This is a genomic window from Gilvimarinus gilvus (assembly GCF_030518155.1).
Lineage (GTDB): Bacteria > Pseudomonadota > Gammaproteobacteria > Pseudomonadales > Cellvibrionaceae > Gilvimarinus > Gilvimarinus gilvus.
The window spans coordinates 1-518 of sequence record NZ_JAULRU010000501.1 but is presented as its reverse complement, the minus strand read 5'-3'; the positions used below and the strand labels follow the sequence as shown (position 1 = coordinate 518).

The window sequence follows — 518 nt, the reverse complement described above, 5'->3', positions numbered from 1 at the left end:
GGAGTTTCTAAATTTCCTTTGATTAAGGCTTCCTTAATTTCTTGTTCGTTCCAACGTTTTGAAGGAATTTCTTTCAAATTACTCAAACGATACAACAAATAGGTTTCCAAAATCACATTATTTTTCAAACCAATTTCTTCTACATAATCAAATGTATCGCAATTTGCGTGGTAACAATTTAACGCTCCTTTTGTAAATTGACTATCCGAAAGCCCAATAATAGGCACACCTTGCAACATAAACGGTTGATGATCTGAATGTAAATCTACACTCGCAAATGTTTTCAATTTAAAATCTGGAATCACTTTTTGCACATCATACGCATAATCAGTTAAAATAGGCAAATTACTTTCCATTGTCGAATAATACGACTTTGGATTTGTTGTCATATCCATATTCGACATTGCTTTGATTTGATTGATAGAACCATCTTTCAGCGCTTGATTGACGTAATATTTAGAACCTATCAAACCAACTTCTTCGCCCATAAATAAAACAAATTCTATTGTTCGATCATT

At 32.2% G+C, this 518-nt stretch carries 1 protein-coding gene; it reads right to left on the bottom strand.

Annotation, left to right across the window (positions count from 1 at the left end; translation table 11 throughout):
• Positions 1–488, bottom strand: a 488-nt coding sequence (locus QWI17_RS09085) for a M28 family metallopeptidase (protein ID WP_302722195.1), incomplete at its 3' end; no start/stop codon positions are given.
• Positions 489–518: the final 30 nt, after the last annotated feature.